This is a genomic window from Marinomonas sp. 5E14-1 (assembly GCF_039939215.1).
Lineage (GTDB): Bacteria > Pseudomonadota > Gammaproteobacteria > Pseudomonadales > Marinomonadaceae > Marinomonas.
On sequence record NZ_JBDXMW010000003.1, the window covers coordinates 89,059 to 112,699 of the forward strand.

General features: G+C 42.8%; 22 protein-coding genes. 3 read left to right on the forward strand and 19 right to left on the reverse strand.

Annotated features, from left to right (window positions below):
- Positions 1-393 precede the first annotated feature (393 nt).
- Positions 394-3,855, forward strand: coding sequence for a PAS domain-containing hybrid sensor histidine kinase/response regulator (locus ABFY09_RS03380; RefSeq protein WP_347982886.1), 3,462 nt, complete (start codon positions 394-396; stop codon positions 3,853-3,855).
- 9 nt (positions 3,856-3,864) lie between these two features.
- Here ABFY09_RS03380 and ABFY09_RS03385 read toward each other — a convergent pair whose 3' ends face one another.
- The 19 genes from ABFY09_RS03385 to ABFY09_RS03475 all read right to left on the reverse strand — a co-directional run bounded on the left by ABFY09_RS03385 (position 3,865) and on the right by ABFY09_RS03475 (position 19,377).
- Entirely contained in the window at positions 3,865-4,494 is a 630-nt protein-coding gene (locus tag ABFY09_RS03385) for a TetR/AcrR family transcriptional regulator (protein WP_347982887.1), read from the reverse strand.
- 57 nt (positions 4,495-4,551) lie between these two features.
- Positions 4,552-4,920 (reverse strand): DUF2750 domain-containing protein, encoded by a 369-nt coding sequence (locus tag ABFY09_RS03390; protein WP_347982888.1) that lies wholly within the window; start codon positions 4,918-4,920, stop codon positions 4,552-4,554.
- Between the two features lie 31 nt (positions 4,921-4,951).
- Positions 4,952-5,641: a pseudouridine synthase gene (locus ABFY09_RS03395; RefSeq protein WP_347982889.1), complete on the reverse strand. Its 690-nt coding sequence runs from the start codon at positions 5,639-5,641 to the stop codon at positions 4,952-4,954.
- Positions 5,642-5,667: 26 nt separating this feature from the next.
- Entirely contained in the window at positions 5,668-6,204 is a 537-nt protein-coding gene (locus tag ABFY09_RS03400; RefSeq protein ID WP_347982890.1) for a GNAT family N-acetyltransferase, read from the reverse strand.
- Positions 6,205-6,319: 115 nt separating this feature from the next.
- Positions 6,320-6,652, reverse strand: coding sequence for an HAD-IA family hydrolase (locus tag ABFY09_RS03405; RefSeq protein ID WP_347982891.1), 333 nt, complete (start codon positions 6,650-6,652; stop codon positions 6,320-6,322).
- Positions 6,653-7,002: 350 nt separating this feature from the next.
- The gene (locus ABFY09_RS03410) at positions 7,003-7,428 is read right to left on the reverse strand and encodes a hypothetical protein (RefSeq protein ID WP_347982892.1); all 426 of its coding nucleotides are present in this window, start codon (positions 7,426-7,428) and stop codon (positions 7,003-7,005) included.
- 1,067 nt (positions 7,429-8,495) lie between these two features.
- Complete coding sequence (locus ABFY09_RS03415) at positions 8,496-9,116, reverse strand: YitT family protein (RefSeq protein ID WP_347982893.1); 621 nt, start codon at positions 9,114-9,116, stop codon at positions 8,496-8,498.
- Between the two features lie 121 nt (positions 9,117-9,237).
- On the reverse strand, positions 9,238-9,537 hold the full coding sequence (locus tag ABFY09_RS03420; RefSeq protein ID WP_347982894.1) for a S24/S26 family peptidase: 300 nt from the start codon (positions 9,535-9,537) through the stop codon (positions 9,238-9,240).
- A 46-nt stretch (positions 9,538-9,583) separates the two neighbouring features.
- Positions 9,584-10,087, reverse strand: coding sequence for a superoxide dismutase, Ni (sodN, locus tag ABFY09_RS03425; protein WP_317004720.1), 504 nt, complete (start codon positions 10,085-10,087; stop codon positions 9,584-9,586).
- 3 nt (positions 10,088-10,090) lie between these two features.
- Positions 10,091-10,297: a hypothetical protein gene (locus tag ABFY09_RS03430; protein WP_347982895.1), complete on the reverse strand. Its 207-nt coding sequence runs from the start codon at positions 10,295-10,297 to the stop codon at positions 10,091-10,093.
- A gap of 50 nt (positions 10,298-10,347) precedes the next feature.
- Positions 10,348-10,791 (reverse strand): tetratricopeptide repeat protein, encoded by a 444-nt coding sequence (locus ABFY09_RS03435; RefSeq protein WP_317004722.1) that lies wholly within the window; start codon positions 10,789-10,791, stop codon positions 10,348-10,350.
- A gap of 213 nt (positions 10,792-11,004) precedes the next feature.
- Complete coding sequence (cobO, locus tag ABFY09_RS03440) at positions 11,005-11,631, reverse strand: cob(I)yrinic acid a,c-diamide adenosyltransferase (RefSeq protein ID WP_347983063.1); 627 nt, start codon at positions 11,629-11,631, stop codon at positions 11,005-11,007.
- Entirely contained in the window at positions 11,603-12,265 is a 663-nt protein-coding gene (locus ABFY09_RS03445) for a trimeric intracellular cation channel family protein (protein ID WP_347982896.1), read from the reverse strand. Before ABFY09_RS03445 ends, cobO begins: the two co-directional genes overlap by 29 nt.
- Positions 12,266-12,315: 50 nt before the next feature.
- The gene (locus tag ABFY09_RS03450) at positions 12,316-12,906 is read right to left on the reverse strand and encodes a histidine phosphatase family protein (RefSeq protein WP_347982897.1); all 591 of its coding nucleotides are present in this window, start codon (positions 12,904-12,906) and stop codon (positions 12,316-12,318) included.
- On the reverse strand, positions 12,903-13,688 hold the full coding sequence (gene cobS, locus ABFY09_RS03455; RefSeq protein WP_347982898.1) for an adenosylcobinamide-GDP ribazoletransferase: 786 nt from the start codon (positions 13,686-13,688) through the stop codon (positions 12,903-12,905). The genes ABFY09_RS03450 and cobS overlap by 4 nt, the downstream gene beginning before the upstream one ends.
- Before the next feature lie 55 nt (positions 13,689-13,743).
- Entirely contained in the window at positions 13,744-14,805 is a 1,062-nt protein-coding gene (gene cobT / locus ABFY09_RS03460; protein WP_347982899.1) for a nicotinate-nucleotide--dimethylbenzimidazole phosphoribosyltransferase, read from the reverse strand.
- A gap of 9 nt (positions 14,806-14,814) precedes the next feature.
- Positions 14,815-15,582, reverse strand: coding sequence for a 23S rRNA (guanosine(2251)-2'-O)-methyltransferase RlmB (gene rlmB / locus ABFY09_RS03465; RefSeq protein ID WP_347982900.1), 768 nt, complete (start codon positions 15,580-15,582; stop codon positions 14,815-14,817).
- A gap of 42 nt (positions 15,583-15,624) precedes the next feature.
- Positions 15,625-18,192, reverse strand: a complete 2,568-nt coding sequence (rnr, locus tag ABFY09_RS03470; protein WP_347982901.1) for a ribonuclease R — start codon at positions 18,190-18,192, stop codon at positions 15,625-15,627.
- Positions 18,193-18,573: 381 nt separating this feature from the next.
- Positions 18,574-19,377, reverse strand: a complete 804-nt coding sequence (locus tag ABFY09_RS03475; protein ID WP_347982902.1) for a pyruvate, water dikinase regulatory protein — start codon at positions 19,375-19,377, stop codon at positions 18,574-18,576.
- 255 nt (positions 19,378-19,632) lie between these two features.
- On the opposite strand from ABFY09_RS03475, the gene ppsA reads away from it, so the two are divergent.
- Both ppsA and yegQ read left to right on the forward strand, forming a co-directional pair.
- On the forward strand, positions 19,633-22,032 hold the full coding sequence (ppsA, locus tag ABFY09_RS03480) for a phosphoenolpyruvate synthase (protein ID WP_347982903.1): 2,400 nt from the start codon (positions 19,633-19,635) through the stop codon (positions 22,030-22,032).
- Between the two features lie 227 nt (positions 22,033-22,259).
- On the forward strand, positions 22,260-23,633 hold the full coding sequence (gene yegQ, locus ABFY09_RS03485) for a tRNA 5-hydroxyuridine modification protein YegQ (protein WP_347982904.1): 1,374 nt from the start codon (positions 22,260-22,262) through the stop codon (positions 23,631-23,633).
- The last annotated feature ends 8 nt before the right edge of the window (positions 23,634-23,641 follow it).

Consider the following 23,641-nt stretch of genomic DNA (forward strand, 5'->3'; position numbering starts at 1 on the left):
AACATAGATGATGAGGGAACGAGTGCTTGATACAAGCAAATCTTACATTTCAATAATAAGCGATCACACCGCCACAACACGAGCCCAAACGATAATTTATAAACTTATGATAACGCCCCATACGCTTAATAACTACCGTATAACCAGAAAGTTTGGTTCGTTCGACAATTTTTTTAAAGAGAGTGAAGTAATATAAAATTCAATTTCTGTCTATTTGGTCAAAAATATCAAACCAACCCAGAAATATGGCTTTCTTAATTACTTTCTATATTTGAGAGTGATTAGAATTATCATCCTTTATTATTGCTCTCGACTTAAGTTGTAGAGGATTATAAGTTCCACTGTGTTAAATTAAATTCTAAATAATAAAAACCATATTCAGGTAATTCATACATGACTGTTTTCTGGATTCTATTAGCCATTTTTTATGTTTTAGGCTTATTCTGGATTGCCATTTGGGGCGACAAAGAAAGCACCACAGCGAAGAAACTCACTCGTCATCCTTTGGTCTACAGTTTATCTCTTGCGATATATTGCACCGCTTGGACATTTTACGGCTCGATTGGAGAGGCCTCTCGCTCAGGCTGGAGCTACCTTCCCATTCTTTTAGGGCCTATTCTCTTATATTTGTTCGCCTTCCCTGTGCTCAGGAAAGTGATCACGGTAAGCCGCAAGCAGAACATTACCTCCATCGCAGACTTCATCTCTTCTCGTTATGGAAAACGCCCCATTACCGCGCCTTTAGTCATACTTATCAGTATGCTTGCAGTCATTCCTTATATTGCTTTGCAGCTTAAGGCAATTGGTTCCAATTTCGCATTATTTGTTAATCAAGATGAATCTTCGACCAGCTTAGTGGTGTTAATTGCGACCATTTTGATTGGCGTCTTCGCTATGCTGTTTGGCACCAGAAAGGTAGAAGTCACAGAATATCGTTCTGGAATGATGCTCGCAATTGGCGCTGAATCCCTCTTTAAACTTATCGCCATTGTTGCCGTTGGCCTTGTCGCTATCATCATGACGCAAGACTTTAAAGTGGATGAACTTGGACACAACCTCGATATGTCCGTCTGGTCATCTGAACAAATGCTGTCGTTTCCTTTTTTGATGCAAACATTCATGTCTGCCGCAGCGGTTATTTGTTTGCCACGCCAATTCCACGTCACCGTGGTGGATCATCAGACAAACAAACAATCTAATATGGCCCGCTGGCTATTCCCTTTATATTTGTTGATTTTTGCCGTCATCATCCCGCCGATTGCAATTGCTGGTCAAAGCTTATTTTCGGCCGACATAAACCCAGACACTTATGTTATCCAGTTCGCTTTGGTTTCAGACAACTTACCTTTGCAAATGCTGATTTTCTTAGGTGGCATGTCTGCGACAACCGCCATGATCATTATTGCTACGTTTGCCCTAAGTATCATGATCAGCAACGATGTCATCCTGCCAATCATGCTTGCACGTGCGAGTTCACAACAACAAGCTCTGCCTTTATATAGGCGACGAATACTAACCATTCGACGATTAGCCATGACTGGCATTTTGATACTGTCTTTTCTGTACTATCAAAAAATGGCCAATAATGAATCCTTAGCCGGAACTGGCGTACTGGCCTTCTCTCTTGTATTACAACTCATGCCAGCTGTACTGGGCGGTCTATATTGGAAACGGGCTCACGCTTACGGCGTTTATACAGGATTAACACTAGGCTTTTTATGCTGGGTGTTACTTATGATGCTGCCATTAACGGGTTCGATCGATTGGGGCCTAGACAACACTCAATCTCGTTCAGAATTGATTAGCTATGGCGCCTTCATCAGCTTATTGGCTAATATTTTTGGTTATGTCGTAGGCTCTTTATTATCCAATGAAAGATTAATCGATCGTATTCAAGCTACGGCCTTTGTTAGCCCAACCACTGAACTCGAAAAAGGCTTTTTCAAACCCAAAAGCAAAGCAACAAATAGCGATTTCTTCGTCCTGCTAGAAACCTTTCTAGGTAAACAAAAAAGCCGGCAAGTACTGCTTAATTTCAAACGAGACTACAGCCAAAATATTCCATCAAATGCCTCACCTAACCGCTTATTCGTCGATTATTGTGAGCGTATTTTAGGCGGAGTTTTAGGTGGTTCATCAGCTCGAACCATCATCAATTCCATCTTGGTTGATAAACAAATCAAAGTTGAAGAAATGGTGACTTATCTGGATGAAACCACTCAAGCCATTCAGTTCAGCCAGAGCCTTTTGTTTGTTTCCATGGACAACCTAGATCAGGGCATCAGCGTAGTAGATAAAGACCTGCGCATCGTCGCATGGAACAAAACCTATTTATCACTTTACCCTTATCCGGAAGGTATGCTGACCGTTGGCTTACCAGTTGAAGAGCTCATTCGCTACAATGCAATTCGCGGCGAATGCGGCGTGGGCGATATAGAAGAGCTTGTTAGCAAACGCCTAGATCATCTTAGAAAAGGCACCGGACACCGATTCTTACGTCGCAGAGCCAGCGGACGAGTTATTGAAATGGTCGGTAATCCATTACCGGCTGGCGGCTTTGTCACCAGTTTTACTGACGTCACCGAACACATCGAAAGCCAACAGGCTTTAAAGGAAGCCAATATCGATTTGGAGAAACGGGTTGAAGCGCGCACTGAGGAAGTTCAAGGCGTCAACAACGAACTTATGCAAGAAATCGAGCGACGTAATCAAGCGGAAAAAGCGTTAATAAGCGCCAAAGCAGAAGCTGAACAAGCTAATGCCTCTAAAACAGAATTCCTAGCATTAGCAAGCCACGATATTTTACAACCTCTCAATGCCGCTAAACTTTACATGGGGATTTTGCAATACACCCAACTTCCCGAAGGCACAGACCAAGTCGTCGCAAAACTGTTTGACTCATTGGAATCTACTGAAGCTCTAATCTCAACCTTGCTCGAAATTGCACGATTAGATCAAGGTGCGATACAGCCAAAACTGGTGGACTGCAGCCTACAAGATATTCTCACACCAATTATTTCTGAGTTTGATGTGATTGCAGAAAACAAAAACATACGGCTCACCACTCACATTAGAGCTTTAAGAGTTCACACAGACCCAATTTACTTACGTCGAATCATTCAAAACTTCGTCTCGAACGCCGTCAAATACACAGAAAAAGGTCGTGTTTTAGTCGGCGTGAGACTGCGTAATGACTTCGCCTATTTACAAGTCTGGGACACAGGCGTTGGCATTCCAAAAGCGGAACAGAAAAAAGTCTTCGATGACTTCTATCGCTGGGAAAACACCCAAGAAACCGGCATGGGATTAGGTCTTGGCTTAGTGCGTCGCATGCAAAAACAACTAGGGCTGGTTACACACATACATTCAATTCTAGGCAAAGGAAGCTGCTTCAGCATTGGTATACCACTCGCTCAAAGTGATGTCATTGTAGAGCTCCCAATGAAGGAAGCAGCGAAAGAAGCAAAAGACAAAACAGCCCATTGTTATGTCTGGTGTATCGACGACGAACAAAACAACCTAACAGCAATGAATACACTCTTAACACACTGGCAATGCGACTGTCGTACCTTCAATCGTTACGAAGAAGCATTAGAAGCGGAGGGAGAAGCAGAGTTACTCTTGGTGGATTATCACTTAGATGACAACAAAGATGGTGTGTCCCTAATAAAAGCGCTTAGAAAACGAGTCCAAAAAGAGATTCCCGCGGTACTGATTACCGCCCTACGCGATCCAGAACTGGCTGAAGAGTGCAAAAATCTGAACATTACTTATATGGCGAAACCAGCAAAGCCCGCAAAATTACGGGCTTTGGTTCAGCATATTCACCAATTAAGGGAAAACGAAGAGCAATAAAAAAGCAATCTATGATTTGGGTGGAAGCCTCAGGCCACAGCCGCCCAAAATAATGCTGCTGATTGTATCGCCTACGCGAAGTAAATCTTCCTCGGTTAAAGACTTTGCCCCATTTAACGCCAAAATTTGCGCTTCAAAGTCAGCATAATGTTGAGTCGTCGACCAAATCATATAGATCAAACTTGCAGGATCTCGTTGCTGCATTTTGCCTGCATCCATCCAACCTTGGAGCAAAGCAACACGAGACATAAACCAAGGTCTCAGCTCTTCTTTCAAAAAGTCGCCAATATGATTAGCACCGCCAATCACTTCCATAGCAAATAAGCGTGACGCCACGCCTTTCTCAAAGCTCTGCTTCAATTTAACGCGAATAAAGCTGTCTAACACCTCAGCAGGATCATCATCTAACGTGGCACGATCAAAAAGGTCATTCCATCCCATTAATGTCTGATCAAGCACGCGTTTATACAAATTGGCTTTAGACTGAAAATAATAAATGATGTTTGGCTTTGGCAAACCAGCACGCTCTGCAATATGTTGTAAACTAGCGCCGTTATAGCCTTTCAAACCAAATTCAATTTCTGCCGCGTCTAGAATTTTAACAAACACTTCTTCACGGTTATTTTGACGTTTACTCATGGGGAGTTAAGTCCTTATTTATTTCCCGAACACAATGATCAACCTTTCGACACTTGGTTACGCAAACAATTCTGCCAACTCAGCCGCGGTTGACAACTTACCTTCATCCTCAATATTCGGAAAAACAGCAACGGTAATATTATCCAGTGTCAAACTTGGTAACCATTCGCCTTTAAACGTATCAAGTGAGATAGAAACTGGTTCGCAATCGTCCCATTCATCAATTGCCCACTGGCTCGCAAATTCAGCATCTGGCCAAACCATAACACAATCACCATCATCTGTTTCAACCATCACAAAGCCTTCTTCGTTGCTTAAGCTCCAAACAAGTTCTGTGGCTTTTGCTTGCTCCACAAAATACGCCAAACGCTCGCTATCAGGGGAAACCAATAACTGAACACGTTCGTCCATAGATAACTCTTTCATTATAGAGACCTCTTTATCATTCACGCTAAGATCAAAAGTACGCAACTTCTGTTTCAGTTAATTGACGGAACTCGCCAGCTTGAAGATCGGCATCCAAAGTTAACAAGCCAATTTGATCTCTGTGCAGCAACTCCACTTTATTCCCAACAGCAGCTAACATGCGCTTCACCTGATGATATTTGCCTTCTTGAATCGTCAGATAAATTTCGTTTTCACAGATTCGCTCAGCAACCGCAGGTAAGGTAAGAGAAGATTCACCGTTCAATAAAACGCCTTCTTCTAACTGTTTTAAATTATCATCACTGATTGGGCTCACCAACGTCATGCGATAGCGCTTACCGCAAGCATTTCGTGGTGATGTAATGCGATGCAACCATTGTCCGTCTGTCGTCAATAGCAATAAGCCCGTTGTATCTTTATCCAATCGCCCGACAATATTTAATGACTGCCCTAAATGAGAAGGCAATAAATCCAATACCACAGGATGATCAGAATCTTGATTAGCACACACGTAACCAGCTGGTTTATGCATCAAGTAATAACCTTCAGAAGGCCAAGCCAAAGGCATATCATCTAGGCAGATAACATCCCCTTCTTTTACGGTGTAATTCGCTTTTTTAATAACATCGCCGTTCACCGTAACACGGCCTTTTGATGCGGCAATTTTCGCTGCTTTTCGAGCCAACTCTGTTACATGGGATAAATAAAAATCAAGTCTCAAGGGTATCGCCTATTACTATATTTAGGTTAAGAAAACACTTCGTGGGTAGTTTCAATTTCTTTATAAAAAAACGTCGAATTGTGCAGCATTCCATTCGCGCTGCGTGTATAGCCAGGCACTTCACCAAACGGAATATAGCCCATATTCACGTACATATCATGGGCGATATCGTCACTGCGAACTTCAAGAATAAGCAGCTGTCGTTGCATTGCCGCGGCGACACGTTCAACACCTTGCATCAAGGTGCCACCCAAACCGTTTTCACGGGCTTGCGTATGAACCATGAGTTTTTCAACATCACAACGATGTAAGGCATTAGCCTTCGGAGACATGGCAATTTGCACACTGCCAACGACTTTATCGTCTTCACGAACCAATAAAACTTGGCGGGCATTTTCTTGTAGATCGTCATTCACAGACAACCAATAGGCTTTTGCTTCAGGCTCGCTCATCGGCGGTAAAAAACCAATCGGAGCACCGGAATCCACAGCGTCACATAATAACTCGATAAGGTCATCTAGGTAGGGATTAAGATTGTCTACTTTCAGTAACTCCAAACTCATTTCCTCAGTCTTTTGATTGGCGTAATCATACAGGAGAGGCGAAAACTTAGGAAACGGATCTTTAGTCACAAAGTTGTTTGTCGGAATTTATGCGACAAACCTAACCCGCTGCCATTCAGTTACTTTGCAGTACATTAGAAGTGTTCAGAGAGTTGTTTAAGCTTAATATCCGCAATGTCGTATTTTTATCGAAGTATTCGGCGACAGGAGGAACGACAACTGTTCTCATATTTGCGTTGATCGCTGCCATGATGCCAAAAACAGAGTATTCAACTGCTATGCATGCTGAAGGTTCAACATTAAGCTTCTTAACGGTCGATAAATATACCGCAGGGTCAGATTTTCCCTGTATTTCATGCTCTGAAGAAGAAACTGCATGAAAGTAATGAGCTATATCGAGTTGTTCCCAAACGACAGGTATTAATCTAGCTGGAGCATTTGTCGCCAAACCTATTTTAAGCGCTTTGTTTTGAAAAAATCGAGCGCCGTTTTAACACCTTCCATTGCTATGCCTTCGGCATGCGACATGATCAACCACATCAGTCTCAACTTATTCTGAACTTCACCTCGACCAAGAGGATAAGTTATACCAAAACCCGGCCACTTCTCGCATCGTCATCGAAGCAGTTTGAAAGGAAAGCTCGTCTGTCACGTCAACCCAAAAAGATGAAAAAACGAACCTCTCAGCCTCTTTCCACATAGGCTCTGAATCGATCAAAATCCCATCCATATCAAATATTACGGCTTCTATCATATTGGGCTTGTTTAACTTTCTCTATAAAACGGCGCAAGATATATCTAGTGATCTATCGACAGATTTTTGACTTCAATAAACCACTTAGGCTGCATGTCATCAAAATCGATTCGCACATTCGATGGTAAATAACTTGCTGAGTCCAAAACAAAACCTTGCCCATCAACACGCTTAAAAACCACCCAATGCCAAAAAGCTTTCCCTCCTTCGTAATGATGTTTAATGGATAAAAGCGCAAGATCAGGCAGTTTTTCCCATGCCTCAAATGGAACCTCTACAGAAGAAGTCGACACCTCAAATTTAGCCAGCATGTTTCGTACATATTGTGTGTCAGACCAGAGCGATTCGTCTTCTGCAAATATACCTATGTCATTGGCAATCGCCTTCATTTCTGAATAAGTCTTACCAAGTATATTGGCGACTGATGCGATACCACATCCTGTTTTTTCTTCTTGGATAACAGCTTTCAATTAAGTTCTCTCTAAATTTATGACGCCACGCCTACTGAAACATGAATCAACTTGATTGCGTTTGTTCGGGGGAGATTTGTTATGAATCTTACAAATCACCCACCTTCACATGTCCCTTAACACTTTGATGTACAACTCGTAAAAGTGGAGGCGAGGCCAAAGCGCTTACAAGTCCTAAGCCTTGTCTTGTTATACCTTTAACAACCTTCTAATACCTTCGATTGTAAGAGCTGAGACCAATGCCCATTCTAGGCTACTAGATAGGTAGTAAACTACAAAATCGACGGATAAATTGAACACTAACCAAGAGAAGTCATAAACTCTGCGTAGAGCCATTAATTGGGAAAAGACCTCTTTTCTGGCTCTAAATCTTGTTCTCGTGCAGTGTTATATCGTTTATAAATGGCTCACCGACAGGGCTAAGTAGAAGATACTGGTAATAATATTTGCAATACAACGGTTCAATAATTTGAGGTCGCAAAAAATTAGTAATTAGACCCGAAGGTATATGCAAAGATAGATGTAACTCACTACCATATTTATCACTATCTTCTTTTTGATATTTACCAGATGGTGGGACAGATGCTGTAGTAACAATACTTTCAATTAACTCGAACCCCACCACTAGCTCTATTAAAGTAAGCCACAACCATTTAATCAAAGATATATGATTTTTTAGCCTGTCATTTCTTCGAAAGACTGCACCAATATAGCTTTTTTTCGTATGCGCTGGTCTTGTCTATTACTCGATAATCAGTCATAGGTATAACACCTTTAATAGGCCACATTTACATTCACACATTTCCTAGACCTTCCTCTCCCCTATAAACCTCTGATTTTAAATCAGCGGATAAAGTCGCCAGAAAAGACTAAATTTATATAAATAAACATACGTATTATTCGTTTTATTCACAGTTTACTATTTATGCTGCGTGTTCTATTACTGTTTGATACTAAAACGCTTTTTTCTTTTCTACCAATGCAAGTCGTATTTTTCGGGCTAAAGCCCAGACCTACAAACAAAAAAGCGACTCAATTGAGTCGCTTTTAAAGAACCGTTGGAATGTTTACACGTTACCCATGTAACGTCCCGGTTTATGGTTAACCGCAATGATCATATTTAGCGCAACAGCGCCAACAATAGAGATAGCGATTAAGGTGTAATCAACAACGAAAATAGACAATAGAACAATAATACAGTCGACTACCATCTGAAATTTCCCCATTGAAACGCCGTATTTTTCTGCAACATAACGGGCAAGAATATTGATGCCACCCAAGCTTGCGTTATGACGAAACAACATCAAAAAGCCAACGCCAATTAAAGAACCACCAACAATACTGGCATAAATTGGGTTCACACTTTCAAAGGAAATCATCATGGCGGTTAAATCGGAAAATGCCGATAAACAAAACACGGCAAAGAATGTTTTCAGCGTGAATTCCCAACCAAAGTGAATAATGGCTAGTGCGTAGAAAGGTAAGTTAATAAGGAAAAACGCCTGACCAAAACTAATCGTTGTGGAATATTGAATTAGAAAGGCCAAACCTGCCGATCCACCAGATAGCAAGCCCGTTTGAATGAAAAGGTTTACACCTAACGAAATAATTAACGTCCCAAGAATCATAGCTTGGGCATCTTCAAGGCGAGTATGTTTTTGTGATTTCTTTGCATCTACTGTCGACATGAATATCTCTTTGGCTTAAATAAAAGATGAGGAATTATGATGGCGTGGATTCTAGAGAAAAAGCCACGCCAGACCAATATCTAACCAAAAAGCATTTTTTCATTGTTTCTTTAAAAGTGTCTTATTTTCTATACACTTTTGGTGAGCAAATGCAGAAGATGACTTTGCCAATAACCCGTCGAGCCGACACCCAGCCAATTCGTTCTGATTGCATACTTTTATCATTCTCACCACCTAACCAAAGCTGGCCATCTGGTGCGATATGTAAGACTTTTTTGACGATAAAGCCATAAAGCGCATGATCGACCACCACAAGGTGACCGACCTTAAGCTTTTTGTACCAGCGACTGGTAAAAACAAAATCACCATCCTGTAATCTAGGAGACATACTCTCCCCTTGTACTTTAATTAGATTCAGCATTTTGCCTCCTTTCTTATCAGTGTCATTTGTTTAAACCAACCACAACCTAATCTTTCAGATCAGGGTAAACCACTGTTAATAATGGCGGATAAGGGCAAGTCGCACGGTATGTCGCTACGCCTTTCGTTAACCAGAAAGCATCGGCAAATTGGTTAACAAGTTCAACTAGCTTTTCACCTTCTTCACGATCAATGCCTTGCTTACATTTTGAAGCTTGCAACATGATAGAGTGAGTTAAGTCATGGATTGTTGGCACTTGCTCAAATTGTGGCGCTTTAAAGTAATCACCCCAAATGATTCGCACGGCTTCTTTTACTTCTGTGCAAGCCGCTTCTTTTTCGGTTACTAGACGAGAAATCTGTGCGAAACCTGCAACATCAAGCGGCCCTTTGTCTTCTACTTCTTTGATCAAGTCCAATAGACGCACACAGCTTAATGCTGCTAGTTGCGCTGTGGATGGGTCGTACATTTTACAAGGAATATCACAATGAGCTTGCGCGGTTTTAAAACCAATTACCTTGTCTAGAGCCTTAACAAAACTGTGCATCATAACTTAGTCCTCTTTGTTCGAGCCTTTACGGCGTGTATGTTGTTGAAAAGCGACAACAGCACCAAGAATGACACTCCCAACGGCTAAAATAGTCATTAAGTGGATAAATCCACTCATCCAATGGGAGTGATCATGGCCTGGATGAGCTTGCGCAATCTGGCTAACTGCAAGGCAGAAAGTAACAAATAAGCTAGTAACAATAGATTTCATATAAGTATCCTTATGAGTTTTACGAAATGGGCTAAATCGAATTTGACTAGTTAGTGTTGAACCATACCTTTTGCGCTGGAAACAGCATGAGACAAAGCACGCATGAGTGTTTTGCTTTGCGCTGAAACACTTTTTCCGTGACTCTGAGCAAACAACTCCCACTCAAAACGTATGTGTGTTGCTGTTCTCATAATCAGATGTCTTTGCTCATCATCCATGTCTGGACGCACCATGATGGCTTGTAAAAAATTAACGGCGTTTTCAAACTGTGTATTCGCTGAAATGAAGTCACCTAACGCGGTATAAGATTCAGCAATATTCAAGAAACTCACGGCAGCGGCAGCAACCGCAGACTCTGCATCACGATGGAAGTCATCATCAAAACTCTTCTCCGCTTGCATCAATGCTTCTCGATTTAACTCTACGGCATCAGAAAAAGCATGATTTGAATAAGCTCGATTTGCTTGCCTTGTTAAACGCTCCCAGTTCTGCATAACGCTCTCCTCGAATATGATGAATATCACTTTTTAAATCTAATGAGAATCATTATTATATAAAGAAAGGATAAAATCCAGCTATTTGAGAATAAATCTCATTAAAATATAGATAAATCAAAAAGCAACACAGAAACAAAAATGGCCGCACTAATGCGACCATACTGTAGAAAGAGTTAGAGATATCAGAAGCCGATTAAAAAACGGTAAGTATTACCATTCGATGCCGACTTGAGCTTTCACACCATTAGCAAAAGCATGACGCTCATTGCCAATTTTGCTGTGTGTATCAACGCTGTCTAACAATACTCTAGGCGCTGTACGGCCCGTCATCATGACATTCTGATGTTTAGGACGAGCCGCTAAAGCCGCCACTAAATCATCTTCATTCAGATAACCGTATTTGTACATGTAGGTTATTTCATCTAACAAAATGAAATGAATACTTGAGTCAGATAACATTCTCTTTGCTAAACCCCAAGCTTGCTCTGCGGCTTCTTTTTCCAATTCTGGATTACGAGTTTCCCAAGTAAAACCGTGCCCCATAACGTGAAAATCTACTAAAGGGTGTTCACCAAAAAACAATTGTTCACCCGTTGCTTTTCGACCTTTGATAAACTGAATCACACCACATTTTTGTCCATGACCCAAAGCTCGCGCCATAGTGCCGAAACCACTTGAGCTTTTACCTTTACCATTTCCTGTCAACAAAATCGTCACGCCACGCTCTTCCTTCGCGGCAGCAATACGTTGATCCACAACGGCCTTTTTCTTTAACAAACGGGCTTCGTTTTTATCCAAAGCGTCTTGATCAGTGTTTGAGGTTGTTGCTTTCGTCATCTGTTCTTTGCTCATGATGTATCTCTTTTTTATAGAGTAACCAACTTGGGTAATACAAATCTTTATGTATAGCGAATACCCTCAGTATAAAGATTAAAGACACCGCGTAAATGGAGTTAAATTCATGTGAAGGTATGTTTTTTTGAAGTAGGACATACAGAAAAGCCCCCAAAAAAGCCGGTGTTGCATAAAACTCTCGACCTAATACCAAAGGCGGACGATGACTTAAAACATCACGAATGATACCACCAGCAACACCAGTGATGATTCCCATGGTGATAGCAATCGGAGAAGCAAAACCAAGCATCAACACCTTTTCTGTTGCCACAACTGTAAAGAGAGCAAGACCAAAAGAGTCCGCGTAGTGAAAAACCTTTTGGCGATCATTCATAAAGCGCACGCCAAAAAAGGCCAAAACAGAAGACGCAAACGCGATCCATAAATACGAGGTATCCGCGACCCAATAAACAGTCTCGACAGATAAAATCGTGTCTCGAATGGTTCCACCGCCAAGCGACGCCACCATTCCAAGAAACACCACACTGATAATATCCATGTCTTTTTTACCAGACGAAATAACACCCGTGATTGCAAAAGCGGCAATACCAAACATACCCAAAAGATATAGTAACATTCTGTATTTTGTCTCAATAAAACCAAAGATAACTTGGCGAGTGCCAAACCTTATACTGTCACCCAATCGCCAGCGCCAAGACGCTTTAAGGTGACATAATTCCCTTGCACCATAAATTCCGTCAGGCTGGTAAAGCCAACATCAATACGGTGAGCTTGAGCAAGAGGCCACTGGCACAATAAACTCACTAACACCTTAATCACACCGGAATGAGCAACTAATACACAGTTTTGCATTGGCTCATCTTTAATCGACAACCACCAACACCAAACGCGATCAGCAACAACTTGAAGCGACTCACCATTATAAGGCGCGCCGTTAACAATATCTTTCATCCAGGCGTCTATTTCTTGTTTGGAAATATCTTGCCAGCAACGCCCTTCCCAATCACCAAAGTCCAACTCTTTCAGAGCAGACACTGGCTGAGAATAGCCACCACTAACATACTCCCCCAATTGAGCCGCTCGACTCAATGGACTGTGATAGCAAACATTTGAAGTATCCGAGAAATCCAATGAAAGAGATTTTACTAAAGCATCTGCGCCGTCTTCCCAACCTGCAGCCAATGGCACATCCATATCGCCATAACACAGACCTTTTTCCACATCTGGCTTTGGGTGACGGATTAAAAACAGTTTCACGAATAAGATACCAGCAAACAAATGATGACTAAAATCTCACCAATCTGCTCACTTGCTCCTAAGGTGTCACCATTAAAACCTTCTATTTTCTTCTGCAAATACATGCGCAAGAAAACTATCACACCTACAGTAATAAGCAGGGTTGTAAGCAGAGCAACCACATTGAACGCCAACAAACCAATCACCAAGCAAGGTACTAAGGCAATCGTCCAATGAATCGGGCTGAGTTTCGCAATCATTCCAGATGCTTTACTCTTGCCCTGCGTTACATAATCCAGCGTACTCATTAACATTAACGGCATAATCCGCGCTAAAACATGCACGATGCACCAAGCGCTTAAAGTATAAATAAAACCTAAGAAGGATTTAGGAATAACGTCCAGAAGCTCGCTCAACAGTAACCATTTAATCGTGAGAGAAAACCAGATAGATAAAGCAGCGTAACTGCCAATCCGCGAATCTTTCATAATGGTCAGACGTTTTTCTTTGTCCCAACCGCCAATCAAGCCATCACAAGCATCCATCAAACCATCTTCATGAAATCCACCTGTCAGCAGCACGGCAGTCAGCAGCATTAAAATTGCTTGCAAAGAAGAAGACCAATCAAACCAAAGCGGCCAAGCACTGATTAAAGCTACAACGATACCAATCCATGGTAAAAAGCACACAGGTGAAATGTGCTTTATATCATTACTCCAATCCACTTTAAGAGGGATTCGAGTATAAGTAACAAGACTGCGTTTAAAGCCTTGCCAATAAGGATTCAACATAGTTATTTTCATCTTATACTTTCTCCTATTGATCTATCAGAGTCTGGGGAAACAATGCGTCAATAGGCTATTTTGAATCGCTTACACCAGCACTTTCAAAACTCGCCATTTTATTCAAAAACACACAAGCACTCTGAATCAAAGGGTAAGCCAAGATAGCACCAGAACCTTCACCTAGACGTAAGTTCAAGGACAAAACAGGCAAAGCATCAAAATGCTCAAGCAAAGAACGGTGAGCCTGTTCGTTTGATTGATGGGCAAAAACGGCAAAATCACGCACGTTCGGTGCAACCTTTTGAGCGAACAATAAAGCAACCGTACAGATAAAACCGTCAACAACAAAGGCCGTTTGACGCTCAGCTGAACGCAACATAGCACCCGCCATCGCCAATATTTCAAAGCCGCCAACTTGCTCCGCTAACGTCTGCGCACTCCAATCCTCCATAGACTGACCCGTCGCTTGCTCCGCGCGTTTCAAAGATTGCTCAATAATAGAAGCTTTATGAGACACGCCCGCTGAATCTAAACCTGTTCCGCGCCCAGTACTTTCCGAAGCACTCATGCCGACCAAAGCCGCCATCATGCAAGACGATACACAAGTATTGCCGATGCCCATCTCGCCAAACATTAGCAAGTTCACGCCGTTATCAAGCGCAAGATCCGCTTCGTCCACACCCGCTTGAATCGCCTGAGCTGCTTCTTCCAATGTCATCGCCGCTTCTTGGCTGAAGTCTTTGGAAGCCATAGCCACTTTGCGCGCGCCCAATAAAGGATGCTCGTCTAACTTGGCGTTAACACCCACATCGACAACACGTAAAGGTACATTATGTTGATCACAAAATACGCTAACCGCAGCGCCGCCCATTAAGAAGTTCATCACCATTTGTGGTGTTACTTCTTGAGGAAATAAGCTAATGCCTTGTGCGACAACACCGTGGTCTGCTGCAAAGACAATCATTTTTGCTTTAGAAACATCTGGCGTTAGACTGTTCTGAATTTTACCTAATTGAAAAGCCAGATTTTCTAATTCACCCAACGCACCTAACGGTTTGGTTTTGGTATCGATTTTTTGCTGTAACTCAACTTCAATGGAAGACGAAGGTGATTGAATCGTAAAACTTGGAAACACGAAAACTCCTTATCCTTGTGCTTTCGAAGCACGTTGACGCACTACTTCATAAAGACAAACGCCCGTTGCAACAGAAACGTTCAGGCTTGAAACAACACCCGCCATTGGTAACTTAACAAGATAATCACATTGTTCTCTGGTTAAACGACGCATACCTTCGCCTTCTGCTCCCATGACGATCGCAGTACCAATAGTGAAATCTTGTTCATAAACCGTTTGCGTTGCTTCACCCGCCGTACCAAAAATCCAAACCCCTTGGTCTTGGAGTTTTTTCATCGTGCGAGCTAAGTTTGTGACAGAGAAAACAGGCATGCTTTCCGCTGCACCGCAGGCAACTTTACTTACTGTCGCATTCAATGGCGCGGAATTGTCTTTTGGCATAACAACCGCATGAGCGCCTGCTGCATCAGCACTTCGTAAACAAGCACCTAAATTATGCGGATCGGTAACGCCGTCTAGAATAATAATCAGAGGGTTTTCTTCTAAACCCGCAACCAAGGTATGCAAATCTGCTTCGTTACCGGCTTTTGTCATTGTGGTAAAAGCCACAACACCTTGGTGTACAACGCGGTCTTTATTCTTAGTGAACAACTGGTCGATATCACGACGTGGAACAATGCTGTAACGCACTTTATTGGTTTTACAAAGCTGCACCAAACGCTGATTTTTCTTATCATCTCGGCCTTCTTGAAAACGCACTTCTTTCACGCGTTCAGGCTGTTGAGTTAACGCATTTTCCACGGCATGAATGCCGTATATCCATTCTAAATCTGACATTATTTACTCTATTCTTTTATGTATCGTATTTGGTACAGCTAATTAATCTTTCGCTTTTGACTTAGCGTTGCTCTTTTTTGGCTTCTTCGACTTCTTCGCTTTTTTAGCTGTAGAAGAAGCAGGTTTGCTCGAGGAGGAAGCCGATGCGGATTTCTTCTGACGAATACGCTTACCTTTAGAAACAGGAGGGCGGCGCTTTTTCTTCGCTTTGCCGTTCGACTCTTTAGAATCTTTATCTGATTCAGCTTTCGCATCAGCACCTTTTACAGAGCTTTTCGGCTTAGAACGGCCGCCCAACTCAATAGGAGGCAATTGGGCCAATTGCATTTCCAACTCGGTTTGGTCGTTACGCTCAACCTTCTTACGAGCTCTTGGTGCTGTGTCATCTAGGCTCAAATCGATCTTACGCTGTTCCAAATTCACACTCGAAACACGTACTTTCAACGAATCACCAAGACGGAAAACACGCCCTGTACGCTCGCCGACAATCGCTTGATGCTCAATATCATGAACAAAATAATCTTGCCCAAGACCAGAAATATGCACCAAACCATCAACGAATAGGCCTTGTAACTCAACAAACAAACCGAACGAAGTCACCGCAGTCACAACACCATCAAAAGGTTCGCCAAGATGTTGTTCAACGTACTGACATTTCAACCATGCTTCCACGTCACGAGTCGCTTCATCGGCACGACGTTCGGTAACAGAACAAGAGTCACCGAAGCCGTCCATATCCGCATGTTCGTAGCCGTATATTTTACGTTTTTTAAGCTCTGGGCTGCCTTTTACTCGATGAACCTGACGCACAACAGGACGACCTTCACCACGAATTAAATAACGAATCGCACGATGTACTAACAAGTCAGGATAACGACGAATAGGCGAAGTAAAGTGTGTGTAGGCTTCATAATTCAAGCCAAAATGCCCCATGTTATCTGCTTGATAAACGGCCTGAGACATAGACCGAAGCATCATAGTTTGAATACTACGAGCATCCGGACGATCTTTAATCGCTTCGGACAACATAGCGTAATCGGCTGGTGTCGGCTTAGCGCCACCAGTTAATTCCAAACCAAGCAAGCCAAGATAAGTACGCAAGGTTAGCAAGCGATCATCTTTTGGCCCTTCGTGAACTCGGAATAACGCAGGCAAATCAGACTTAATCAAAAGCTCCGCCGTTGCTACATTGGCACACAACATACATTCTTCAATCAGCTTATGAGCGTCATTGCGTTCTACTGGAACAATGTGTTCGATCTTAGAGTTTTCATCAAACACCATGCGAGTTTCGACAGTGTCGAACTCCATTGCACCACGCTCATCACGAGCGCCTTTTAATGTGTGGTATAGACCATTTAAGTCGTCGATGTGAGAAATAATCGACTTGTAGCGTTCGCGCAACTCTAAACCTTGTTCTTCTGGTTCAGCAGCGATCATTTTAGCGACTTTAGAATAGGTCAAACGAGCGTGTGAACGGATCAAACCTTCATAGAATTTGAAGCCGCGCATCTTGCCCCTGGAAGTCAAAGAGATTTCCGCGACCATCGCCAAACGGTCAACGTCTGGGTTCAATGAACACAAACCGTTCGACAAGACTTCTGGCAACATTGGAATAACGCGTCCAGGAAAGTAAACCGAGTTACCACGAACAATCGCTTCTTCATCCAATGGCGAATCTTTTTTCACATAATGCGAAACATCGGCAATGGCAACAAACAGCTTCCAACCGCCCGGTGTTTTTTCACAATACACCGCATCGTCAAAATCACGCGCGTCTTCGCCATCAATCGTGACAAATGGCGTATCGCGTAAATCCACTCGATTCGCTTTGTCTTCTTCTGCCACTTCCGCAACAAAGTTTTTAATCTGCTTTTCAACCGCTGCAGGCCACTCATTCGGAATTTCGTAGCGGTGCATAGCAACTTCGATCTCAACGCCAGGCGCCATAAAGTCGCCTAAGATCTTTTTCACAAGACCTTGAGCAGGTTTACCACGCTCTGCATAAGAGACAATCTCAGCTAAAACATATTGGCCGTGAGTTGGCGCCAAACCAGAATCTGTGGTGATTTGAATGTCTTGGGCGATACGTGGATTTTCTGGTGTAACAAAAGCCGTACCGCTTTCCAAATAGTAACGACCAACCATTTGAGTGTGTTTACGTTCTAACACCTCAACCACAACACCATCTAAACGACCTTTTACGCTACGACCAGAAAGGCGCACTTTGACCTTGTCGCCGTCCATCACATTTTGCATTTGACGGGCAGACAAGAAAATATCATCGTCACTTGGACGCAATAAGAAACCGTGGCCTTCTTTGTTTCCTTGCACGTAACCTTCGATCAGCTCACTTTCTAAAAGTGGCTTATATTCGTCGTTACGATTGCTGGTTAACTGGTTATCACGACACATGGCGATCAAGCGGCGGCGAAGGGCTTCTATTTCGTCTTCACCGGTAAGTGCGAATTTTTCACATAGATCAAGGTGCCCAATGCTTGTATTTTGGCTGGCTAGAAACTCTAGAATAAATTCGCGGCTTGGTACTGGGTTGTCGTACTTAGACGCTTCTCGTTGCATGTGTGGGTCGTTAATTTTTTTATTACTCAATGTATAGTTATCCTTGGTTTCTCGATAAGACGTCTCTCTTTTATACAATTCAAATATGAACATCTTATTATTTAGAACATCTGCCTCATTTGGTGATCTCTTACCCCAAACCTCTGACACGTTCAATTAGTCAACATTATAGAGCATTCTGATTAAATACTCTCCAAGTTAGCAAAGCACTTAGCCTTATCTTCATCTTTTATGATGAGTTATTTTGTAATTACACAACAAAAAGATCGATTTGCCCGATATTTCAGGCTTTTTTGACCTGATGCCTTAACCTCTTGTCTTGATAAATTGACTTTTACACAAGTCTTTTGCGGTATTTTTCACCCAAAACAGGCCATTAATCGAATTATTCGATAGATCAGCTACCCATAATTATTGCCTGTGACGCACTAAATTCATCTCCGCCATGACTTTGGTGGAAATTTCCTCCACAGAAAGCTTCGTTGAGTTTAAAAATGGAACCCGTTCTTGCCGATAAATAGATTCCACCTCATCCACTTCATAACGACATTGTCGAGCGGAAGCGTATTTGCTCGACGCCATTCTTCCGGTGCGGATTTCATGTAAGCGTTGAGCATCGATCGTCAAACCAAACAGTTTTTTCTTGTGCGATTTTAAAACTTTAGGCAAGCCAGAAGAAGAAAAGTCATCTTCAGTGATCGGATAGTTCGCTGCCTTAATTCCATATTGCATCGCCAAATACAAACTGGTTGGCGTTTTTCCAGAACGAGATACTCCAAGCAGAATAATATCGGCTTCTTGGAAATTCTTAACAGACACGCCGTCATCATTCGCCAAAGCATAATTAATGGCATCTATACGGCCATCGTAAACGCCCTCTTTCATACTATGGGCTTTTTGCGCCGTGGGCTGTGCTTTTACACCCAGCGCCTGCTCAATCGGTGACAACAAATCACCAAATAAGTTGTAGCAATGACAGTTGCAAGATTGAATAATCTCACGAATTTCCACATCAGAAATAGTATAAAAAACCAACAAAGCCAAGCCTTGCTCAACTTCCAAATCTATCTGTTGCTTCAAACCATTTGCCTGATCTTCTGTCACTAAAAACGGCACACTTTGGGTTTCCACAGCCACATCAAAAAACGACAACATCGCCGAGCCAAACACCTCAGCAGTAATCGCTGTTCCATCTGAAACAAAATACACTTTCATCCGTTTTTACCTGTTTTGTTGTTATCTAACGACATTTATTTTTTCGATTGAAATAAAACAACATCGAATAATCGATTTTATTCAAAGCAACGCCTCTACATACAATGACCCCAGACATAGCGTTTTGACAAGTATCAATATTGCCTAGAAATGCGATCCAACATCTAGGCTATTAACTTCTAGTAATGAGCGCTTAATGTCTCGTTGGCAAACCAGCCAAATAAAACAAACTTATAACAACGACCGGAGTCCTTTGTGAGCAAATTTGTTAAGTGGTTTAAAGATCTTCGTTTAGAAGATGTCGGTGAAGTTGGTGGTAAAAACGCCTCTTTGGGAGAAATGATTTCTAACCTGACAGACCTTGGTATTCAAGTACCTAATGGTTTCGCGACCACTTCCTATGCATATCAAAGCTTCTTAGCAGAAAGCGGCCTAAACGATAAAATCCACGATACACTCAATACACTTGATGTGGACGACGTACAGGCACTTGCCAAAACAGGCCAGCAAATTCGAACATGGATTGAAGAAGCTCATTTTTCGGCTGAATTCGACCAAGAAATTGAAGCCGCCTTCGCCCTATTGTGTGATGACAACATCAGCGACACATCTTTCGCGGTACGCTCATCTGCGACGGCGGAAGATTTACCAGACGCTTCCTTTGCTGGCCAACAAGAAACCTACTTAAATGTCGTTGGCCTAGATGATATCAAGGCATCCATCAAGCGTGTGTTTGCGTCTTTGTTTAATGATCGTGCGATTTCATACCGCGTTCACCAAGGCTTTGAGCATCAGGGCGTGTCATTGTCTGCTGGCATCCAAAAAATGGTACGCAGTGACATTGGTGCATCTGGCGTTTTATTTACCCTAGACACAGAATCTGGCTTTGATGAAGTGGTCTTCATTACAGCCGCTTACGGCTTGGGCGAAATGGTCGTGCAAGGCACGGTAAACCCAGACGAATACTATGTTCACAAACCAACCCTTGCGGCAAATCGCCCGTCGGTTGTGCGCAAGAGCCTTGGCAGTAAAGCCCAAAAAATGGAATACGCCGAGGTTGGCAGCGATGACGAATTTGTCAAAATCGTTCCCGTTGCGTTGAATGACCAAAATCGCTTTGCACTTACCAACGACGAAATCCAAAACCTTGCTCGACAAGCTTGCATCATCGAAGACCATTACAAACGTCCGATGGACATTGAATGGGCGAAAGATGGCATCGACGGAAAAATTTACATCGTTCAAGCACGACCAGAAACGGTTCGTAGCCAAGGCAATACCCAAAGCATGGAGCGTTACAACCTGAAAACAACTTCTCAAGTACTGATGACTGGCCGCGCTATTGGTCACAAAATCGGCACAGGTGAAGTGAAAGTTCTGTCTTCGATTGCAGAGATGGATCGCATCCAACCGGGCGATATATTAGTTACTGACATTACCGATCCAGATTGGGAGCCTATCATGAAACGTGCATCTGCGATTGTCACGAATCGTGGTGGGCGAACTTGTCATGCGGCCATCATTGCTCGTGAACTTGGTATTCCAGCGGTGGTTGGCTGTGGCGATGCCACTGAGGTTTTAAAAAACGGACAAAAAGTCACCGTATCTTGTGCTCAAGGTGACATGGGCTTTGTTTACCAAGGTGAATTGCCATTCGATGTCATCACATCGGAAGTGGGCAATATGCCAGAACTGCCAGTTAAAGTCATGATGAACGTAGGTAATCCAAACCGCGCCTTCGATTTCGCCATGCTACCAAACGCAGGCATTGGTTTAGCTCGCTTAGAGTTCATCATCAATCGCATGATCGGCATTCATCCGAAAGCATTGCTTAACTACGCAGATATGACGCCAGCACTCAAAGAAGAAATTGATCACAGAATCGTTGGCTACACAGGTCCAATCGAGTTTTACGTCGACAAACTGGTTGAAGGCGTTGCTACATTGGCTTGCTCTTTCTCGCAAAAGCCCGTCATCGTGCGCTTATCTGACTTTAAATCGAACGAATACCATAACCTTGTTGGCGGCCCTTTGTTCGAGCCAGACGAAGAAAATCCAATGCTTGGTTTTCGTGGTGCGGCTCGTTACATCGACGATTCTTTCCGCGATTGTTTCGCCCTAGAATGTGAAGCCATTCGCCGAGTTCGAAATGAAATGGGATTAACCAACGTGCAAATCATGATTCCATTTGTACGTACATTAGAAGAAGCACAACAGGTAACCGATCTGCTTGCTGAACAAGGTTTAGCTCGTGGCGAGAATGACTTGAAAGTCATCATGATGTGCGAGTTGCCATCGAATGCATTATTAGCGGATGAGTTCCTCCAATACTTCGACGGTTTCTCAATCGGTTCAAACGACTTAACCCAATTAACCCTCGGACTTGACCGCGATTCAGGTTTAATCGCAGACAAATTCGATGAACGAAATCTAGCAGTGAAAAAACTGCTAACGATGGCGATACAAGCTTGCCGTGAACAAGGAAAATACGTGGGAATCTGTGGGCAAGGCCCATCTGACCACGCCGACTTCGCAGATTGGCTTGTGGCTCAGGGCATTGAGAGCATGTCTCTTAATCCTGACACCGTTGTCGAAACCTGGCTGCATCTTGATGAAGTATTGAAATCGACTTCATTAGATCAGAATGCTGTGTAGCAACAGCGCGTGGCTTCCTTAGCTACTCTCTAGTTTATGGCCCTGCACTTGCGGGGCTTTTTTTTACCTAAAACACCTTTCAAAAATGCATTTTTTTGCTCTCAATACCATAAGAATTTGACCTAAATCAAACCACAATGAGTTAAACAGACAATCCCATCAACACGACTTGAGTTGAATCAATGGTCAGGTAAACTGCGCGTTTTTTTCGTCGATCAGTGAGTGCTATGTTTACGCCAGAATTATTGTCTCCAGCCGGTTCATTAAAAAATATGCGTTATGCTTTTGCATACGGCGCCGATGCTGTTTATGCAGGGCAACCGCGCTATTCTCTTCGTGTGCGCAATAATGAATTTGACTTGGAAAAACTGGAAATAGGCATTAACGAAGCTCATAATTTAGGCAAAAAGCTTTATGTGGTGAGTAACATTGCACCCCATAACGCCAAATTAAAAACCTATATTCAAGATTTAGAGCCTGTCATCAAACTCAATCCAAACGCGCTGATCATGTCAGATCCAGGATTGATCATGATGGTTCGAGAAGCTTTTCCAGATCAACAAATTCATCTGTCGGTACAAGCCAATGCGGTGAATTGGGCAACGGTGAAATTTTGGCAGCAACAAGGTATTTCCCGCGTCATCTTATCTCGTGAATTGTCTTTAGATGAAATCGAAGAAATCCGTCTGAAAGTGCCTGATATGGAGCTCGAAGTCTTTGTACATGGGGCTTTGTGTATGGCGTATTCTGGCCGTTGCCTGCTATCTGGTTATATGAACAAACGCGACCCTAACCAAGGCGCTTGTACTAATGCTTGCCGTTGGCAATATAATGCTCACGACGCTAAACAAGACGAGGTCGGACAGATTATCGCCAGCAGCGATTCTTCTACACACTCTCAAACTCAAACCTCTGCAGTACAAATTCAAGAGCCAACGGATCAGCTCTACTTGCTACAAGAGCGTGGTCGCCCCGATGAATACATGCCCGCTTTTGAAGACGAACACGGCACTTACATCATGAATTCAAAAGATTTACGCGCTATTCAACACGTTGATCGTTTAGTGAAAATGGGCATTCATTCGTTAAAAATCGAAGGCCGCACTAAGTCTTTTTACTACTGCGCCAGAACTGCGCAAGTCTATCGTCAAGCAATCAACGATGCTGTTGTAGGAAAAGGCTTCGACAATCAATTGATGAACACTTTGGAAAACCTAGCTCACCGAGGTTATACAGACGGCTTTTTACAACGCCATCGTCATGTGGAAATGCAAAACTATGACACAGGCAACTCCATCAGCGAGCACCAACAATTCGTTGGTGAAGTGATCTCAACTAACAACAACGCTCTCACCCTAGAAGTGAAAAACCGTTTTAGTGTCGGCGACTCATTAGAGCTTATGACACCGAAAGGTAATGTAAATTTTCATTTGGCGGAACTAAACGATAAACAAGGACGAGCCATCGACGTTGCCAAGGGCAGTGGTCACATCGTTAGTATTCCTTGCCCTCAAGGTATCGATGCATCCATGGGAATCTTACTGAGAAACCTCTCGGAAGGGCAAACCACTCGCCAGCCTCATGCAAGCAAAACAGCATAGAGACAAAC

Coding starts and splice junctions, on each gene's coding strand:
- ABFY09_RS03380 (WP_347982886.1), top strand. CDS start 394: ATGACTGTTTTCTGGATTCTATTAGCCATTTTTTATGTTTTAGGCTTA.
- ABFY09_RS03385 (WP_347982887.1), bottom strand. CDS start 4,494: ATGAGTAAACGTCAAAATAACCGTGAAGAAGTGTTTGTTAAAATTCTA.
- ABFY09_RS03390 (WP_347982888.1), bottom strand. CDS start 4,920: ATGAAAGAGTTATCTATGGACGAACGTGTTCAGTTATTGGTTTCCCCT.
- ABFY09_RS03400 (WP_347982890.1), bottom strand. CDS start 6,204: ATGAGTTTGGAGTTACTGAAAGTAGACAATCTTAATCCCTACCTAGAT.
- ABFY09_RS03415 (WP_347982893.1), bottom strand. CDS start 9,116: ATGTCGACAGTAGATGCAAAGAAATCACAAAAACATACTCGCCTTGAA.
- ABFY09_RS03420 (WP_347982894.1), bottom strand. CDS start 9,537: ATGCTGAATCTAATTAAAGTACAAGGGGAGAGTATGTCTCCTAGATTA.
- sodN (WP_317004720.1), bottom strand. CDS start 10,087: ATGATGCACAGTTTTGTTAAGGCTCTAGACAAGGTAATTGGTTTTAAA.
- ABFY09_RS03430 (WP_347982895.1), bottom strand. CDS start 10,297: ATGAAATCTATTGTTACTAGCTTATTTGTTACTTTCTGCCTTGCAGTT.
- ABFY09_RS03435 (WP_317004722.1), bottom strand. CDS start 10,791: ATGCAGAACTGGGAGCGTTTAACAAGGCAAGCAAATCGAGCTTATTCA.
- cobO (WP_347983063.1), bottom strand. CDS start 11,631: ATGACGAAAGCAACAACCTCAAACACTGATCAAGACGCTTTGGATAAA.
- ABFY09_RS03445 (WP_347982896.1), bottom strand. CDS start 12,265: ATGTTACTATATCTTTTGGGTATGTTTGGTATTGCCGCTTTTGCAATC.
- cobS (WP_347982898.1), bottom strand. CDS start 13,688: ATGAAAATAACTATGTTGAATCCTTATTGGCAAGGCTTTAAACGCAGT.
- rlmB (WP_347982900.1), bottom strand. CDS start 15,582: ATGTCAGATTTAGAATGGATATACGGCATTCATGCCGTGGAAAATGCG.
- ABFY09_RS03475 (WP_347982902.1), bottom strand. CDS start 19,377: ATGAAAGTGTATTTTGTTTCAGATGGAACAGCGATTACTGCTGAGGTG.
- yegQ (WP_347982904.1), top strand. CDS start 22,260: ATGTTTACGCCAGAATTATTGTCTCCAGCCGGTTCATTAAAAAATATG.